The organism is Streptomyces sp. NPDC088553, assembly GCF_044752965.1.
In the GTDB taxonomy this organism is placed as follows: Bacteria; Actinomycetota; Actinomycetes; order Streptomycetales; family Streptomycetaceae; genus Streptomyces.
Map to the genome: position 1 here is coordinate 168,755 of NZ_JBIVMG010000008.1, position 15,923 is coordinate 184,677.

A 15,923-nucleotide genomic window follows, 5' to 3' on the forward strand; every position below is an offset into this window, starting at 1 on the left:
CGGGTAAGTCGGGCCACCCCTGACGGGTGTTGACCCACGACGACGATACAACCGTCCGCTTTCAAGCCGCGAAGGGTGGGTATTCCCCTGTCGACAGGGGAAGCGCAAGGGTGAAGATCGGACACACCTCGGAGTCTTTTTGATCTAGGGGTTTCAATCACCACCCACGCAGGTAGGGTCAGGAAGCGTCCAGCTCCCCTTGGAGGAGGTGAGGACCGTGGCAGCCCACGACGACGACATCAACCGCGGCATCCGGCCGGGGCGGGGGTCTGAAGACCCCGCCGGTCAGGTTGCCTATCTCGAGCAGGAAATCGCCGTCCTGCGCCGCAAGCTCGCCGACTCTCCGCGACACACGAGGATTCTCGAAGAGCGGATCGTCGAGCTGCAGACCAGCCTGGCCGGCGTGTCCGCGCAGAACGAACGACTGGCGAACACGCTCCGTGAGGCCCGCGACCAGATCGTGGCCCTCAAGGAGGAAGTCGACCGGCTCGCGCAGCCGCCGGCCGGCTTCGGTGTCTTCCTGCAGGCCAATGAGGACGGCACGTGCGACATCTTCACCGGGGGCCGCAAGCTCCGGGTGAACGTCAGCCCGAGCATCGAGCTCGAAGAGCTCAAGCGCGGCCAGGAAGTCATGCTCAACGAAGCGCTCAACGTGGTCGAGGCCATGGAGTTCGAGCGCGCCGGGGACATCGTCACCCTCAAGGAGATCCTCGAGGACGGCGAGCGCGCCCTGGTGGTCGGGCACACCGACGAGGAGCGGGTGGTGAGGCTCGCCGAGCCTCTGCTGGACGTCACCATCCGCCCCGGCGACGCCCTGCTGCTCGACTCCAGATCCGGCTACGTGTACGAAGTGGTCCCCAAGAGCGAGGTCGAGGAGCTCGTTCTCGAAGAGGTCCCGGACGTCGACTACACCAAGATCGGCGGCCTGGGCAACCAGATCGAGCTGATCAGGGACGCGGTCGAGCTGCCCTACCTCTACCCGGACCTCTTCAAGGAGCACGAACTGCGGCCGCCCAAGGGCATCCTGCTCTACGGCCCGCCCGGCTGCGGAAAGACGCTGATCGCGAAGGCCGTGGCCAACTCCCTGGCCAAGAAGGTCGCCGAGGTGACCGGCCAGCCCGCGGGGAAGTCCTACTTCCTCAACATCAAGGGCCCCGAGCTCCTCAACAAGTACGTCGGTGAGACCGAGCGGCACATCCGCCTCGTCTTCCAGCGTGCCCGGGAGAAGGCGAGCGAGGGCACCCCCGTCATCGTCTTCTTCGACGAGATGGAATCCCTCTTCCGCACCCGCGGATCCGGTGTCAGCTCGGACGTGGAGAACACCATCGTCCCCCAGCTGCTCGCCGAGATCGACGGTGTGGAGGGCCTGGAGAACGTCATCGTCATCGGCGCCTCCAACCGCGAGGACATGATCGACCCCGCGATCCTGCGACCCGGCCGGCTCGACGTCAAGATCAAGATCGAGCGTCCGGACGCCGAGGCCGCGAAGGACATCTTCGCGAAGTACCTCACCGCCACCCTGCCGCTCCACTCGGACGACATCTCCGAGCACAGCGGATCCAAGGCGGCGGCGGCCCACGGAATGATCCAGTCCGTCGTCGAGCAGATGTACGCCGAATCCGAGGAGAACCGCTTCCTCGAAGTCACGTACGCCAACGGCGACAAGGAAGTCCTCTACTTCAAGGACTTCAACTCCGGCGCGATGATCCAGAACATCGTCGACCGGGCCAAGAAGATGGCCATCAAGGCCTTCCTCGACCACAACCAGAAGGGCATCCGGGTCTCCCACCTCCTCCAGGCGTGCGTGGACGAGTTCAAGGAGAACGAGGACCTGCCCAACACCACCAACCCCGACGACTGGGCTCGGATCTCCGGAAAGAAGGGCGAGCGGATCGTGTTCATCCGCACCCTCGTCACCGGAAAGCAGGGCGCGGACACCGGGCGCTCCATCGACACGGTGGCCAATACCGGTCAGTACCTGTAAAACGCCCCCGGCTGCGGATGTCCGGAAACCGGGCATCCGCAGCCGACGCATTCCATCCAGCATTTCCCCCGGCATCACAGGGAAATACGCAACTGATCTCCCCACCAGCGCGGAGCCGCTCTAGGCTCATCGGTACCGCCGAGTCGCGCACAGTGAGCGCCGCCGGGCAAGGAGGGCCGCATGACCGTACGGCGAGTAATGGGCATCGAGACGGAGTACGGGATCTCCGTCCCGGGACACCCGAACGCCAATGCCATGCTCACCTCGTCCCAGATCGTCAACGCCTACGCGGCGGCGATGCACCGGGCGCGCCGCGCCCGCTGGGACTTCGAGGAGGAGAACCCGCTGCGGGACGCCCGCGGCTTCGACCTCGCCCGCGAGGCCGCCGACTCCAGCCAGCTCACCGACGAGGACATCGGCCTGGCCAACGTGATCCTCACCAACGGGGCCCGCCTCTACGTGGACCACGCCCACCCCGAGTACAGCTCGCCCGAGGTCACCAACCCGCTCGACGCCGTCCGCTGGGACAAGGCCGGCGAGCGGATCATGGCGGAGGCCGCCGAGCGGGCCGCGCAGCTCCCCGGGGCCCAGCCGATCCACCTCTACAAGAACAACACCGACAACAAGGGCGCCTCCTACGGCACGCACGAGAACTACCTGATGAAGCGGGAGACCCCCTTCTCGGACATCGTGCGCCACCTGACGCCCTTCTTCGTCTCCCGCCAGGTCGTGACCGGCGCGGGACGGGTCGGCATCGGCCAGGACGGCCGGAAGAACGGCTTCCAGATCAGCCAGCGCGCCGACTACTTCGAGGTCGAGGTCGGCCTGGAGACCACCCTCAAACGGCCCATCATCAACACCCGGGACGAGCCGCACGCCGACGCCGAGCGGTACCGCCGCCTGCACGTGATCATCGGCGACGCGAACCTCTCGGAGATCTCCACCTACCTCAAGCTGGGCACCACCGCCCTGGTCCTCTCGATGATCGAGGACGGGTTCATCACCGTCGACCTCGCCGTCGACCAGCCGGTACGGACCCTCCACCAGGTCTCGCACGACCCGTCCCTCCAGTACCTGGTCACGCTCCGCAGCGGCCGGACACTCACCGCGGTGCAGCTCCAGATGGAGTACTTCGAGCTGGCCAGGAAGTACGTGGAGGAGCGGTACGGGGCGGACGCCGACGAGCAGACCAAGGACGTCCTGATCCGCTGGGAGGACACGCTCAACCGGCTCGAGAACGACCCCATGAGCCTGGCCGGCGAGCTCGACTGGATCGCCAAGCGGGAGCTCATGGAGGGCTACCGGCGCCGGGACGGCCTGGACTGGGACGCCGCCCGGCTGCACCTGGTCGACCTCCAGTACGCGGACGTGCGCCCCGAGAAGGGCCTCTACAACCGTCTGGCGGCCCGCGGGCGCATGAAGCGGCTCCTGGACGAGACCGAGGTGGAGCGGGCCGAGACGGCGCCTCCGGAGGACACCCGGGCCTATTTCCGGGGCCGGTGTCTGGAGCAGTACGCCGACGACGTCGCGGCGGCCTCCTGGGACTCGGTGATCTTCGACCTGCCCGGCCGGGACTCGCTGCAGCGCGTCCCCACCCTGGAGCCGCTGCGCGGCACCAAAGCCCACGTGAAGTCGCTGCTGGACCGCTGCAGGACCGCGGAGGAACTGGTGCGGGTCCTGTCCGGCGGCTGATCGGAGGCCCCGCGGGGGCCTGAAATACCCCGGCACTGGGAATCATGGAATCAGTGCCCGGGCGTTGTCGAAACTGCGGGGCCGAAGTCGGACCCGCCCTATAGGGTCTGATCTTGTACGGACTCAACCGAGCGGGCCGATTCGAGCGGGGTGAGGGATATGGCGACCAAGGACACCGGCGGCGGACAGCAGAAGGCGACGCGTTCCACGGAGGAGGTCGAGGAGACCACCACGGAGGCGAGCTCCGACCTCCAGGAGCGCCAGGAGAAGCTGAGCGACGACGTGGACTCCGTCCTGGACGAGATCGACGACGTCCTGGAGGAGAACGCCGAGGACTTCGTTCGGTCATTTGTGCAGAAGGGCGGCGAGTAGCCGCTCGGCGCGTCTGTCGTCCCCGTCCCCGGAGCCCCGGCGAAAGCCGTGGGCCCGGGGACGGATGACAAGCGGTGGCACGGGTAAGGTCCGTGCACAGCAAGCAAGATCGGCCGGCGCTTCCCACGGCGGGCCGACTCTCCCACCCGGAAGGAATCGCGTGGAAGCCAACCCTCGTAGCACCGGGCGTCTGCCGGCGGCCTTCCTGACGCCGGGCTCGTCCTCGTTCATCGACTTCCTGGCGGACCACTCGCCGGAGATGCTGCCGGGCGGGCGGAAGCTGCCCCAGGGGGCCGTCGAGGCCCCGCACGGGACGACCATCGTGGCGGCCACGTTCCCCGGCGGGGTCGTGCTCGCCGGTGACCGGCGGGCCACCATGGGCAACATGATCGCGCAGCGGGACATCGAGAAGGTCTTCCCTGCCGACGAGTACTCCGCCGTCGGCATCGCCGGCACCGCCGGCCTCGCCGTGGAGATGGTCAAGCTGTTCCAGCTGGAGCTGGAGCACTTCGAGAAGGTGGAGGGCGTCACGCTCTCCCTGGAGGGCAAGGCGAACCGTCTCTCCACCATGATCCGGGGCAACCTCGGCATGGCCATGCAGGGCCTCGCCGTCGTGCCGCTCTTCGCGGGCTGGGACGAGGGCAAGGAGAAGGGCCGGATCTTCTCCTACGACGTGACCGGCGGCCGCTCCGAGGAGCACGGGTACGCCGCCACCGGCTCCGGCTCGATCTTCGCGCGCGGCTCGATGAAGAAGCTCTACCGCGCCGACCTGACCGAGCAGGAGGCCACCACGCTGGTCGTGCAGGCGCTCTACGACGCGGCGGACGACGACTCGGCGACCGGGGGCCCGGACATGGCACGCCGGATCTTCCCGATCGTCACGGTCATCACGGACGAGGGCTACCGCAGGCTCACGGAGGCCGAGTCCTCCGCGCTGGCCCGGTCGGTCACCGAGCGGCGTCTCGAGGAGCCCGACGGGCCCCGCGCCGCGCTGCTCTGACCACTCGTCGCCCGACTGAAGCCCAGAAGAAAGGGACGGACCGCCGGTGTCCACTCCGTTCTACGTCTCACCCCAGCAGGCCATGGCCGACCGGGCGGAGTACGCCCGCAAGGGCATCGCCCGAGGCCGCAGCCTTGTCGTCCTCCAGTACACCGACGGGATCGTCTTCGTCGGTGAGAACCCGTCCCGCGCGCTCCACAAGTTCAGCGAGATCTACGACCGGATCGGCTTCGCGGCCGCCGGCAAGTACAACGAGTACGAGAACCTCCGGATCGGCGGCGTCCGCTACGCCGACCTGCGGGGCTACACCTACGACCGGGACGACGTCACCGCGCGCGGCCTGGCCAACGTCTACGCCCAGACGCTCGGCACGATCTTCTCCAGCGCGGGGGAGAAGCCGTACGAGGTGGAGCTGGTCGTCGCCGAGGTCGGCACCGAGGCGTCGGGCGACCAGATCTACCGGCTGCCGCACGACGGCTCGATCGTGGACGAGCACGGCTCGGTCGCGGTCGGCGGGAACGCCGAGCAGATCGGCTCCTTCCTGGACCAGCGGCACCGGGACGGCATGTCCCTGGCCGAGGCCCTGAGGCTGGCCGTGCAGGCGCTCTCGCGGGACACCAACGGCAGCGAGCGGGAGATCCCCGCGGAGCGCCTGGAGGTGGCGGTCCTGGACCGTACGCGGCCGCAGCAGCGCAAGTTCAAGCGGATCGTCGGCCGTCAGCTGTCCCGCCTCCTGGAGGCGGACGACGCGGCGGTGGCGAAGACGGACGAGCCCTCGGACGAGGCTCCCGAGGAGTAGTCGGCACGGCCCGGAGGGGCCCCGGTCGCCGCGCGCGGACCGGGGCCCCTCCGGCGTGTCCGCCCTCAGACGGCCGGTGCGGGCCCCGAGGAGCCCCGGGGGACCAGGGAGACGGGAAGGATGTCCGGCCGGGGCCGTTCGCCCGCGAGGACGGCGAGGAGGGCCTCCATGCCCCGCCGGCCGAACTCCTCGGCGGGCAGCCGCACGGTGGTGAGCTCCGGATCGACCACCGTCGCCAGGGCCATGTCGTCGAAGCCGGTCACCGACAGGTCCTCGGGGACCCGCAGTCCGAGCCGGCGCGCGGCCTTGCAGACGCCGGCCGCGAGGATGTCGTCGTCGCAGATCACCGCCGTGGGCCGGGGCCCGGGCGCGGTGAGCGCCCGGCCCGCGGCCTCCCACGCGTCCGCGACGTTCAGCGGCGACCGCACGGTGCGCACCTCGGTGCCGCGCAGGGCGTGGGCGAGGACGGCGGCCCGCACGTCGAAGGTCCAGGACGGGGCCGCGGAGGCCAGGTGCAGGAAGCGGCGGTGGCCGAGGCCGAGGAGGTGGCCGGTCACCCGGCGCATGCCGTCGGCGACGTCGAGGTTCACATGGGCGGCTGCCCCGGTGTCGGCCGGGTCGCTGTCGAGCATGACGAGCGGGAGGTCGGTGCCCCGGAAGGCCTCCAGGGCGCCGGTCGCCATCGAGGAGGCGATCACCCCGTCGAGGGCGGCCTGTGCCGACGCGAAGGGGTCCCGCGCGGGGCCGAGCCCGTCGGGGGACGGGTAGAGGACCACGCCGAAGCCGTGCCGGGCCGCCGCGGCGGCCGCTCCCGTGTAGACGTGCGCGAAGAACTCGTTGGTGAGGGCCGGGACGACGAGCATGGCGGTACGGGTGCGGCCGAGGCGCAGATTGCGGGCGGCCAGGTTGGGCCGGTAGCCGAGCTCCCGGGCGGCCCCGCGCACCGCCTCGGCCGTGCGCTCCGACACACGGCCGCGCCACTTGTCGCCGAGCACGAGGGAGACGGTGGCCTGGGAGACGCCCGCCATCCGGGCGACGTCCCGGCTGGTGGGGCGGGTGCCGCCGAGCGGCTCCGGGGTCTGCACACAAGCCTCCGCGTCGGACGGTCCACGAACCGGTCACCGCGCGCGGGGTGGACCCGCGCGCTGGCGACATGGTACGTATGACCACGGAAGTTATACGTAAAACCTCGGCGCGGTCCGAGGCGAGGGGAGACCACATGGCCACCGAGGCCCCGGCACGAGGCGGCTATCTCGACATACTCCGGGCGCCGCACGCGGCCCGGCTGCTCGCCGGCACCCTCGTGGGGCGCCTGCCCAACGGCGTCGGCCCCATCGCCCTCACTCTCTTCGTCCGCGACCAGGGCGGCAGCTACACCCTGGCCGGCGGCCTCATCGCCGCCTACGGCGTCGCCACCGCCATCGGCCAGCCCCTCCTCGGCCGCGCCGTCGACCTCAAGGGCCAGCCCCGCGTCCAGCTGCCCGCCGCCGCCCTCTCCGCCCTCGGCATGGCCCTGCTCGCCCTCACCGGCATCGGCCACCTCGGCCTCGCCTACGCGGCCGTCGTCCTCGCCGGACTCTTCACACCGCCCCTGGAGGGCGGGCTGCGGGCCCTGTGGCCGAGCGTCCTCGGCCGAGAGGACCGGGTCCACCGCGCGTACGCCATGGACGCGGTCGCGCAGGAGGTCATGTTCACCGTCGGCCCGCTGCTGCTGACCCTCCTGGTCTCCCTCTGGTCGCCCGCCGCCGCGCTCCTGGTCATCAACCTCCTCGGCGTCCTCGGCGCCCTCGCCGTCGTCCTCTCCGAGCCCTCCCGCACCTGGCGCTCCGCGCCCCGCGAGGCCCACTGGCTGGGCGCCCTGCGCTCCCCGGGCCTCCTCGCCCTCCTCGGCTCGTTCTTCTTCGTCGGCCTCGCGCTCGGCTCCATCACCGTCGCCGCCGTCGCGTACGCCGACGACCGGGGCACCCCGTCCGTCTACGGCTGGCTGATGGCCGCGCTCGGCCTCGGCGCCCTCGTCGGCGGCGTCACCTACGGCGCCCGGCAGTGGTCGGGCGCCCCCGAACGGCGACTCCGCGTCCTCGTGCTGCTCCTCGCCGTCTGCTACCTGCCGCTGGTGCTCACCCCCGGCCCCGTCGCCATGAGCGGCCTCGCGGCCCTCGCCGGCGTCTTCCTGGCGCCGGTCCTCGCCTGCGCGTTCATCGTCGTGGACCGGCACGCGCCGCGCGGCACGGTCACCGAGGCCTTCTCCTGGCTCGTCACCACCTTCGGCGTCGGTTCGGCCCTCGGCTCCGCCGTGGCGGGACCCGCCATCGAACTCGCCGGGACGGTCGCCGGATTCGCCGTCGCCGGGGCCGGCGGCCTGATCGCCCTCCTCGTCCTGCTCGCCACCGGCCGTGTCCTCCACGTGCCCACGGCCCCCGACACCCCCGGGGCCGAGCCGCGACACGCCGTCGCCGCGGGCGCCCCCACCTCCGTACACACGGAAAAGAACACGCACTGATCGGAAAATGATCGAAACGGGAACGTCCAACCCGGTTTCAGCACAGGCCGTCAGGCGTAATGTTCAGACATGGACCGCCGCATTTTCGGGCTGGAGAACGAGTACGGCGTCACGTGCACGTTCAGGGGACAGCGCCGACTGTCTCCTGACGAAGTGGCGCGCTACCTCTTCCGCCGTGTCGTGTCATGGGGCCGCAGCAGCAATGTCTTCCTGCGGAACGGCGCCCGCCTGTACCTCGACGTGGGATCGCATCCGGAATACGCCACACCGGAATGCGACAACGTGACCGAACTGGTCACCCACGACAAGGCCGGTGAGCGCATTCTCGAGGGCCTGCTCGTCGACGCCGAACGCCGCCTGCACGAGGAGGGAATCGCGGGCGACGTCTACCTCTTCAAGAACAACACCGACTCGGCCGGAAACTCCTACGGCTGCCACGAGAACTATCTCGTCGCCCGCCACGGGGAGTTCTCCCGGCTCGCGGACATCCTCATTCCGTTCCTCGTCACCCGGCAGCTCATCTGCGGCGCGGGAAAGGTCCTCCAGACCCCGCGCGGCGCGGTGTTCTGCGTCTCCCAGCGCGCCGAGCACATCTGGGAGGGCGTCAGCTCCGCGACCACCCGCTCACGCCCCATCATCAACACCCGTGACGAGCCGCACGCCGACGCCGAGCGCTACCGCCGGCTGCACGTCATCGTCGGCGACTCGAACATGTCCGAGACGACCATGCTCCTCAAGGTCGGCGCCACCGACCTCGTCCTCCGCATGATCGAGGCCGGCACCGTGATGCGCGACCTGACCCTGGAGAACCCGATCCGGGCCATCCGCGAGGTCAGCCACGACATCACCGGGCAGCGCAAGGTCCGGCTCGCCAGCGGCCGCGAGGCCTCCGCCCTGGAGGTCCAGCGCGAGTACTACGAGAAGGCCGTCGACTTCGTCGACCGCCGCGGGATCCGGAACGGCACGGTCGCCCAGGTCCTGGAGCTGTGGGGCCGCACGCTCGACGCGATCGAGAGCGAGCGGCTCGACCGGATCGAGACCGAGATCGACTGGGTCATGAAGCACCGGCTCATCGAGCGCTACCGGGCCAAGCACAACATGACCATGTCGAACCCGAGGGTCGCGCAGATAGACCTCGCCTACCACGACATCCACCGCCGTCGTGGGCTGTACTACCTGCTGCAGAAGAACGGTCAGGCGGCACGGATCTGCAACGACATGAAGATCTTCGAGGGCAAATCGGTGCCCCCGCAGACCACTCGGGCCCGGCTCCGCGGCGACTTCATCCGCCGCGCCCAGGAGCAGCGACGGGACTTCACCGTCGACTGGGTCCACCTCAAGCTGAACGACCAGGCACAGCGGACGGTGTTGTGCAAGGACCCGTTCCGCTCCGTCGACGACCGCGTCGAAAAGCTGATCGCCGGAATGTAGGCCGGTCGCACCGGTGATGTGGGCCCCGCACGTTTGGCGTGCGGGGCCCTCGACGTGACAGGAGGGTCCCCTAGAGTGTCGGGACAACTACTGTGCCGTCTGAGATCTGAGGAACACGTGCGCCGACTTGCCGGCCTTCTCGTCGTCCCGCTGCTGCTGCTCTCCACAGCGGCGTGCGGCAGCGACGACAAGGGCTCCGATTCCGCTTCGATGACGAACGGGCTGCCCGCCATCACCGCGGGGGCCAAGTTCGGCGAGAAGCCGACCCTCGCCAAGGGCGAGGGCGACCCGCCCAAGGAACTCAAGGTCAACGTCATCAGCGAGGGCAAGGGCGCGGTGACGAAGAAGGGCGACGCCCTCTCGGTGAACTACCTGGGTCAGGCCTGGGACTCCACCACCCCCTTCGACAACAGCTTCGACCGCGGCCAGCCCTTCAGCGTGACGCTGGGCGAGGGCCAGGTCATCAAGGGCTGGGAGCAGGCCCTCGAAGGACAGAAGGTCGGCAGCCGCATCGAGGTCGGCATCCCGCCGGAGCTCGGCTACGGCGAGAAGGGTTCGCCGCCGAGCATCCAGCCGAACGCCACCCTCGTCTTCGTCGTGGACATCCTGAAGGCCATCACGATCCCCAAGTCCGCCACCGGCACCCCGGTCGCCCAGGACAACAAGGACCTGCCGAAGGTCGGCACGAACACCGACGGCAAGGCCCCCTCGCTGACGGTCCCCAAGGTCGACCCGCCGACCAAGCTCGTCTCGAACTACGTGCTCGAGGCCAAGGGCGAGGCCGTGACGGCCACCGACACGGTCGTCGTGAACTACGTCGCCGCCCTGTGGAAGGACGGCAAGGTCTTCGACTCGACGTACACCTCGGGCAAGCCCGCGAACTTCCCGCTCTCGCAGCTCACGCTGAAGGGCCTCAAGAACGGTCTGGTCGGCAAGACGGTCGGCAGCCGCGTCCTCATCGTCGCCCCGCCGTCCGAGGCGTTCGGCGACCAGGAGCAGCAGGGCATCCCGAAGAACTCCACGCTGGTGTTCGCCGTGGACATCCTGGCGAAGATGTAAGACTGTCCCGATCACGCAGTTCATCAGCATGAGGAGCAGTTCAGTGAGCATCGAGAAGCCCGAGATCGACTTCCCGGGTGGCGAGCCGCCGAAGGACCTGGAGATCAAGGACATCTGGGAGGGCGACGGCGACCTCGCCGAAGCCGGTGACTTCGTGAAGGTCCACTACGTCGGTGTGTCCTTCGACTCCGGCGAGGAGTTCGACGCCTCCTGGAACCGCGGCGCCCCGCTCGACTTCCACCTCGGTGCCGGTCAGGTCATCCAGGGCTGGGACCAGGGCGTCCAGGGCATGAAGGTCGGCGGCCGCCGCCAGCTGGTCATCCCCGCGCACCTCGCCTACGGCGACCGCGGCGCCGGCGGCAAGATCGCCCCGGGCGAGACGCTGATCTTCGTCTGCGACCTCGTGGGCGTCACCAAGCGCTGACCCGCGCACCCCGACCGGGGTTCCGGTCGCTCCGAGGGCCCCCGCCATCCCCGGCGGGGGCCCTCGGCCGTGCTCCCGGCCCGGCCCCCGCTCGGTCCCCGCTCCGGTCCGGGCTCCGGTCCGTCTCCGGTCCGTCTCCGGTCCGGGCTCCGGTCCGGGCTCCGGTCCCGGCTTTGGTCCCGACACCCCGGGGCGGTACGGTCGGACGTCCGAGAAGTGGAACCGGCGAAGGGGTGCGGGGCGTCGATGGCGATTGCCAAGTCCGAGCGGCTGATGAATCTCGCGCTGTGCCTGCTCGGGACACGCCGGCCCCTGAGCAAGCGGGAGCTCCGCGGCTCCATCGAGGCCTACCTCGAAGCCAGCGGCGACGACGCCTTCAACCGCATGTTCGAGCGCGACAAGGACGACCTCCGCGAGCTCGGCCTCGTCATCGAGACCGTCGAGAACCTGGAGGGCGAGACCGGCTACCTCGCCCGCCGCGACTCCAACCGGCTGCCGCCCATCACCCTGGACGCCGAGGAGGCCGCCGCACTCGGCCTCGCCGCCAAGGTATGGCAGCAGGCCCGCCTCGCCGGGGCCGCCAGCGGCGCCCTGCAGAAGCTCCGCGCCGCCGGCATGCCGGAGGCGGAGGACTCGTACGACACCCAGCCCAGCGCCCTCGAACCGCGGATCCCCGTCCACGAGACCGCCTTCGAACCGCTGATGCTCGCCTGCCGCGACCGCCGGCCCGTGTCCTTCGACTACCGCAAGGCCAACGCCGCCCGCCCCGAGGCCCGCCAGGTCGAACCCTGGACCCTCGAATGCTGGCGCGGCCACTGGTACCTGGCCGGCTGGGACCGCGACCGCGGCGCCGAGCGCGTCTTCCGTCTCTCCCGCATCACCGGCAAGGTCCGCTCCCGCGCCGGCGCCTTCACCGCGCCCGTGCCCGACGTCGTCACCGTCCGCGAGACCGTGGAGAGCTGGGCCGGCGAGACCGCCACCCGCTCCGCGCGGATCAGGCTGCGCACCGGCTGCGGCTACCCGCTGCGCGCCCGCGCACAGTCCGTGACCGAGGGTGCCGGCGGCTGGGACGAGCTGGAGATCCCGTACGGGCACGGCCTCGACGCCTGGCTCGTCGAGTTCGGACCCGATGTCGTCGTACTGGAACCGGCCGATCTGCGGGCCGACGTGGTGGACCGGCTGCGCGCCGTGGCCAAGGGCTGAGGGGGAGACGTACCGCATGGCTGCCAACGCGATCGACCAGACGAGGCGGATGCTCTCGCTCGTCACCTATCTCCGTGAGCGCCCCGGCGCCCACGTCGCCGATGTCGCCCGCGCCTTCGGGATCACCGAGGACGAGCTGATCTCCGACCTGGACGTGCTGCCCATGTGCGGCACCAGCTTCCGCGGCGGAGACCTCCTCGACATCGACACCGACGGCGACCGGATCTGGTGGCACAACCCGGACGACGTCGCCGCGCCGCTGCGGCTCGCCGCCGACGAGGCGACCGCCCTCCTGGTCGCCGCCCGCGCCGTCGCCACCCTCCCCGGGCTCCGGGAGAGCGACCGCGAGGCGCTGCTCCGCGCCACGGCCAAGCTGGAGGCCGCCGCCGGCGAGGCCGCCGGGGCCAGCTCCCGGCTCTCGGTGACCTTCGAGTCCGAGGGCGGCGTCTTCGCCGAGGTCGACCGGGCGATCTCCGAGCGCCGCCGGCTCTGGGTGCGCTACTACTCGCCCGCCCGCGACGAGCTCACCGAGCGCGAGGTCGACCCGATCCGGCTCTTCGCCGTCGGCCACACCTATATGGAGGCGTGGTGCCGGCTCTCCGAGGCGCGCCGCACCTTCCGGCTCGACCGCGTGGCCGAGATCCGCATCCTCGACGAGCACGCGGCGCCGCCCGAGCTGGAGCTGCGCGACCTCTCCGCGGGTCTGGTCCAGCCCTCCGCCGACGACCCCGAGGTCGTCGTGGAGGTCGGTCCCGGCGGGCGCTGGGTCGCCGAGTACTACCCGCACGACCGGGCCGATGAGCTGCCCGACGGCGGGCTGCGGATCACCCTGCGGACGCCGGACCCGGCCTCGCTGCGCCGGCTCGGGCTGCGGCTGGGCAGCGACGGGCGGATCGTCGCGCCGCAGGAGCTCGCCGACAACGCCAGGGCGGCGGCGGCCGCGGCGCTCGCCGCGTACGAGGGCGAGTGACGTTCCCCGCCCGGGGGACGCTGTTACTGACGTGGTGACGTGACCGACGCGGTGGCCTTGCTGAGGTGACCGAGGTGGTGACCGGCGGGGTGACGGACACGGCGCGCCGAGGCGGATGCGGACGGATGTGCCGCGCGTCGCGTGGTGCGTGGGGTGCGGGAGTCGAGAGATGAGGGAAATGTCCGTGATGCACGGTTTTACGGCGACGGTGGCCCCGGTCCTCTTCAAGGCCGCCTGCCCCGACTGCCGCTCCCGCTTCGAACTCTCCGCGAGCGCCCTGCGCCTCGCCATCGGGGCCAGCCGCCGCACCACCTTCTACTCCTTCACCTGCCCCGAGTGCGGCAGCTCCGTCCGCAAGCCCGCCGGCGAGCGCATCGTCGAACTCCTCACCGGCGGCGGCGTCCGGACCCTGAGGCTCCACACGACCGTCTGAGCCAGGGGCGCGGCGAGACCCTCCTAGCCCGCGGCCCGACACGTCGGTCCGAGCCCGGAGCTCGACACGGCCGTCGGGCCCCGGGGCGCGGCCCGGCCGCCGGGGTCGCCGCGTCCAACGTCTAGGCTCAGCACATGTTCTGGCCCATGCTCGCCATCGCCCTCGGCTTCCTCGGCCTCGCCGTCCTCGGCGTCCTCGCCGTCAGGGTCTTCCTCGAGGTCCAGCGCCTCGGCCGTCAAGTGGCCCACACCACACAGCGGATCAGTCAGGCCGCCGACGACCTCGAAACGGCCGCCGTCGGTCTGGCCCGAACGGGCGAGTCCCTGCGCTGAGTCCGTGCCGTACGCTGCGTGAAGCGGCCCTGAACCGGGCGCGCGGGACGCAATCGGGAGTATGCAAGGGCATTGCCCTGCGTTTACTCCTGCGGGTTACGATCGCAGACAGCGCGGTGGCCGGACACCTGTCCGACCCGCCGGGCACCGCACTCCATGTCGCCTCGGTGAAGAAGGTAAACAGCTATGGGTAGGCTCGGCCCCACCGAGATCATTCTCATCCTCGTCGTCATCATCCTGCTGTTCGGCGCCAAGAAGCTCCCGGACATGGCCCGCTCGCTCGGCAAGTCGGCCCGCATCCTCAAGAGCGAGGCCAAGGCGATGAAGTCCGACGACCAGCAGAGCGCCCCCGCCGACCCGCCCGTCGCCGGCACCGCCGCCCCGGAGCCCGCCCCGCGCACCATCCAGGCCGCTCCCGGTGACGTGACCAGCGCGCGTCCCGTGACCGAGCCCTCGGACACCACCAAGCGCTGACCCGGTCCGCCGCGGCCGCCGCACCGTGCGGCGGCCTGCCGCACGAGATGAGGACGTGGGTTGCCCAAGTCTGCCCGCAAGCAGGAGAAGGATCCCGAGGGCCGGATGCCCCTCGTGGAGCACCTGCGTGAACTCCGCAACCGACTGGCGAAAGGTCTCCTCGCCGTCGCAGCGGTGACGATCGTGGCCCTCGTGTACAGCGAGGAGCTGATGCAGTTCCTGACGAAGTCGGTGCCCACCTGCGGCCCGAACGTCACCAGCAACGGTGGCAACTGCGCGATCGTCTCCTTCAACACGCTGATGGCCCCGTTCAGCACGACGATCCAGTTGTCGCTGACCACGGGCCTCGTCGTCGCGAGCCCCATCTGGCTCTACCAGCTGTGGGCCTTCGTCGCGCCCGGCCTGCACAAGAGCGAGAAGAAGTACACGTACGCCTTCGTCGGCGCCGCCGTGCCGCTCTTCTCCGCCGGCGCCTACCTCGCGTACCTGATCCTCCCCATCAGCGTGAAGGTCCTCATCAGCCTCACGCCCGAGGGCTCCGCGAACATCCTCTCGCTCGGTGACGTCCTCGACTTCACCCTGCGCATGGTGCTCGTCTTCGGCCTGGCCTTCGAGCTGCCGCTGGTCCTGGTGATGCTCAACCTCACCGGTGTCCTCACCGGACGCCGGATGGCCGGCTGGTGGCGCGGCGTGATCATGGGCGTCTTCGTCTTCGGCGCCGTCATCACCCCGACCACCGACCCCGTCGGCATGATCGCCCTCGCCGGACCCATCACCGTCCTGTACTTCGGGGCCGTCGGCTTCTCCCTCCTCAACGACCGGCGACGCAGGCGCAACAACCCCGACGCCGAGCTCGACGACGACGAGGCCTCGGCGCTGGACCTGACCCCGCAGGCCGTCGGGGCCATCGAGCCGGTCGGCGCCTCCCGCGCCCTGCCCGAGCAGGCCACCGGCGAACCGGGCGGTGCCGGCGTACAGCGCGCGAACGGCTACGACGACATCACCTGATCTTGCAGGTCCCCCCGGACTCCGTCCGGGGGGACACCCATGACCAGCGATCTCACGCGCTTCGTCACCCTCACCCTCGACGACGGGCCGGTCACCGAGACCGACACCACCCTCGACGCCCCGGCGCCACCGGGTACGCCGACGGCGAGCCCCACGGCAGCCCCCCGTGACCGTGAGCCGCCTCACCGGCGCCCTGCGCGTCCTCGCCCCGACACCCGGCGAAGAGCCCGGAACGGGCCCCT

16 protein-coding genes are annotated in these 15,923 nt (G+C 70.5%); 15 read left to right on the top strand and 1 reads right to left on the bottom strand.

Annotated features, from left to right (window positions below; all coding sequences use genetic code 11):
* The first annotated feature begins 217 nt into the window (after nt 1-217).
* From arc to prcA, 5 genes are all read left to right on the top strand, one after another.
* Complete coding sequence (gene arc / locus ACIP8Z_RS27105) at nt 218-1,984, top strand: proteasome ATPase (protein ID WP_030315993.1); 1,767 nt, start codon at nt 218-220, stop codon at nt 1,982-1,984.
* A gap of 180 nt (nt 1,985-2,164) precedes the next feature.
* Nucleotides 2,165-3,676, top strand: a complete 1,512-nt coding sequence (dop, locus tag ACIP8Z_RS27110; protein ID WP_402087830.1) for a depupylase/deamidase Dop — start codon at nt 2,165-2,167, stop codon at nt 3,674-3,676.
* 159 nt (nt 3,677-3,835) lie between these two features.
* The gene (locus ACIP8Z_RS27115) at nt 3,836-4,048 is read left to right on the top strand and encodes a ubiquitin-like protein Pup (RefSeq protein WP_030315996.1); all 213 of its coding nucleotides are present in this window, start codon (nt 3,836-3,838) and stop codon (nt 4,046-4,048) included.
* A 160-nt stretch (nt 4,049-4,208) separates the two neighbouring features.
* On the top strand, nt 4,209-5,048 hold the full coding sequence (gene prcB / locus ACIP8Z_RS27120; RefSeq protein WP_402087833.1) for a proteasome subunit beta: 840 nt from the start codon (nt 4,209-4,211) through the stop codon (nt 5,046-5,048).
* A 46-nt stretch (nt 5,049-5,094) separates the two neighbouring features.
* Nucleotides 5,095-5,847 (top strand): proteasome subunit alpha, encoded by a 753-nt coding sequence (gene prcA / locus ACIP8Z_RS27125; protein ID WP_319318346.1) that lies wholly within the window; start codon nt 5,095-5,097, stop codon nt 5,845-5,847.
* Between the two features lie 65 nt (nt 5,848-5,912).
* Here prcA and ACIP8Z_RS27130 read toward each other — a convergent pair whose 3' ends face one another.
* Nucleotides 5,913-6,932 carry a LacI family DNA-binding transcriptional regulator gene (locus ACIP8Z_RS27130; protein WP_402087836.1) on the bottom strand — a complete coding sequence of 340 codons (1,020 nt, stop codon included), beginning with the start codon at nt 6,930-6,932 and terminating at the stop codon, nt 5,913-5,915.
* Between the two features lie 134 nt (nt 6,933-7,066).
* On the opposite strand from ACIP8Z_RS27130, the gene ACIP8Z_RS27135 reads away from it, so the two are divergent.
* From ACIP8Z_RS27135 to tatC, 10 genes are all read left to right on the top strand, one after another.
* Nucleotides 7,067-8,347: an MFS transporter gene (locus ACIP8Z_RS27135; RefSeq protein WP_402087839.1), complete on the top strand. Its 1,281-nt coding sequence runs from the start codon at nt 7,067-7,069 to the stop codon at nt 8,345-8,347.
* Between the two features lie 69 nt (nt 8,348-8,416).
* Nucleotides 8,417-9,778, top strand: a complete 1,362-nt coding sequence (gene pafA / locus ACIP8Z_RS27140; protein ID WP_055598404.1) for a Pup--protein ligase — start codon at nt 8,417-8,419, stop codon at nt 9,776-9,778.
* Nucleotides 9,779-9,895: 117 nt separating this feature from the next.
* The gene (locus ACIP8Z_RS27145) at nt 9,896-10,837 is read left to right on the top strand and encodes an FKBP-type peptidyl-prolyl cis-trans isomerase (protein WP_319318336.1); all 942 of its coding nucleotides are present in this window, start codon (nt 9,896-9,898) and stop codon (nt 10,835-10,837) included.
* A 43-nt stretch (nt 10,838-10,880) separates the two neighbouring features.
* Entirely contained in the window at nt 10,881-11,261 is a 381-nt protein-coding gene (locus ACIP8Z_RS27150) for an FKBP-type peptidyl-prolyl cis-trans isomerase (RefSeq protein WP_030316009.1), read from the top strand.
* Nucleotides 11,262-11,507: 246 nt separating this feature from the next.
* The gene (locus ACIP8Z_RS27155) at nt 11,508-12,464 is read left to right on the top strand and encodes a helix-turn-helix transcriptional regulator (RefSeq protein ID WP_402087843.1); all 957 of its coding nucleotides are present in this window, start codon (nt 11,508-11,510) and stop codon (nt 12,462-12,464) included.
* Between the two features lie 16 nt (nt 12,465-12,480).
* The gene (locus ACIP8Z_RS27160; protein WP_402087846.1) at nt 12,481-13,434 is read left to right on the top strand and encodes a helix-turn-helix transcriptional regulator; all 954 of its coding nucleotides are present in this window, start codon (nt 12,481-12,483) and stop codon (nt 13,432-13,434) included.
* Between the two features lie 169 nt (nt 13,435-13,603).
* Nucleotides 13,604-13,867: a hypothetical protein gene (locus ACIP8Z_RS27165; protein ID WP_055598400.1), complete on the top strand. Its 264-nt coding sequence runs from the start codon at nt 13,604-13,606 to the stop codon at nt 13,865-13,867.
* A 134-nt stretch (nt 13,868-14,001) separates the two neighbouring features.
* Complete coding sequence (locus ACIP8Z_RS27170) at nt 14,002-14,199, top strand: hypothetical protein (protein WP_402087848.1); 198 nt, start codon at nt 14,002-14,004, stop codon at nt 14,197-14,199.
* 186 nt (nt 14,200-14,385) lie between these two features.
* Nucleotides 14,386-14,673 carry a Sec-independent protein translocase subunit TatA gene (gene tatA / locus ACIP8Z_RS27175; RefSeq protein ID WP_402087851.1) on the top strand — a complete coding sequence of 96 codons (288 nt, stop codon included), beginning with the start codon at nt 14,386-14,388 and terminating at the stop codon, nt 14,671-14,673.
* 105 nt (nt 14,674-14,778) lie between these two features.
* Nucleotides 14,779-15,681, top strand: a complete 903-nt coding sequence (gene tatC, locus ACIP8Z_RS27180; RefSeq protein ID WP_402088318.1) for a twin-arginine translocase subunit TatC — start codon at nt 14,779-14,781, stop codon at nt 15,679-15,681.
* The last annotated feature ends 242 nt before the right edge of the window (nt 15,682-15,923 follow it).

What these genes read in the sequence shown, in the direction of transcription:
- dop (WP_402087830.1), top strand. Translation starts at nt 2,165, where the DNA reads ATGACCGTACGGCGAGTAATGGGCATCGAGACGGAGTACGGGATCTCC.
- ACIP8Z_RS27115 (WP_030315996.1), top strand. Translation starts at nt 3,836, where the DNA reads ATGGCGACCAAGGACACCGGCGGCGGACAGCAGAAGGCGACGCGTTCC.
- ACIP8Z_RS27135 (WP_402087839.1), top strand. Translation starts at nt 7,067, where the DNA reads ATGGCCACCGAGGCCCCGGCACGAGGCGGCTATCTCGACATACTCCGG.
- pafA (WP_055598404.1), top strand. Translation starts at nt 8,417, where the DNA reads ATGGACCGCCGCATTTTCGGGCTGGAGAACGAGTACGGCGTCACGTGC.
- ACIP8Z_RS27155 (WP_402087843.1), top strand. Translation starts at nt 11,508, where the DNA reads ATGGCGATTGCCAAGTCCGAGCGGCTGATGAATCTCGCGCTGTGCCTG.
- ACIP8Z_RS27160 (WP_402087846.1), top strand. Translation starts at nt 12,481, where the DNA reads ATGGCTGCCAACGCGATCGACCAGACGAGGCGGATGCTCTCGCTCGTC.
- ACIP8Z_RS27165 (WP_055598400.1), top strand. Translation starts at nt 13,604, where the DNA reads ATGAGGGAAATGTCCGTGATGCACGGTTTTACGGCGACGGTGGCCCCG.
- ACIP8Z_RS27170 (WP_402087848.1), top strand. Translation starts at nt 14,002, where the DNA reads ATGTTCTGGCCCATGCTCGCCATCGCCCTCGGCTTCCTCGGCCTCGCC.
- tatA (WP_402087851.1), top strand. Translation starts at nt 14,386, where the DNA reads ATGGGTAGGCTCGGCCCCACCGAGATCATTCTCATCCTCGTCGTCATC.
- tatC (WP_402088318.1), top strand. Translation starts at nt 14,779, where the DNA reads ATGCCCCTCGTGGAGCACCTGCGTGAACTCCGCAACCGACTGGCGAAA.